Source organism: Psychrobacter sp. Rd 27.2 (genome assembly GCF_001921755.1).
Classification (GTDB): Bacteria; Pseudomonadota; Gammaproteobacteria; order Pseudomonadales; family Moraxellaceae; genus Psychrobacter; species Psychrobacter celer.
In genome coordinates, this window is record NZ_MRYB01000156.1 from 1 (window position 1) to 329 (window position 329).

Consider the following 329-nt stretch of genomic DNA (forward strand, 5'->3'; position numbering starts at 1 on the left):
ATCACAGTTGATGCAGATGGCAATGAAATCAGTACCAGTGAGATTCGTTATGTCGAAGTAACTATTACTGGTACTAACGATGTTGGTATCAATGTTGAAGACAATGCTATTACTATAGATGAAAATAGAACGACAACTTCAGACGGTGTACTAGCCACTATTTTTGATGATTTTGATACCGATGATCCTGATGTGGGTGAACAATTAACCGTAGAGAGCTTCCAGATTGGTACTGGAACAGCTATTGCTGTAGATGCTATCAATACAAACAATACCGCTCAAGATGTAATGATAAACGGTAATAAAGTGGGTGAAATTACTTTTAACAG

General features: G+C 37.1%; 1 protein-coding gene. It reads left to right on the forward strand.

Annotated elements, in window-relative coordinates; all coding sequences use genetic code 11:
- Positions 1 to 329 (forward strand): hypothetical protein (locus BTV99_RS13635; RefSeq protein WP_178377994.1); only part of this gene is annotated, 329 nt, incomplete at both ends.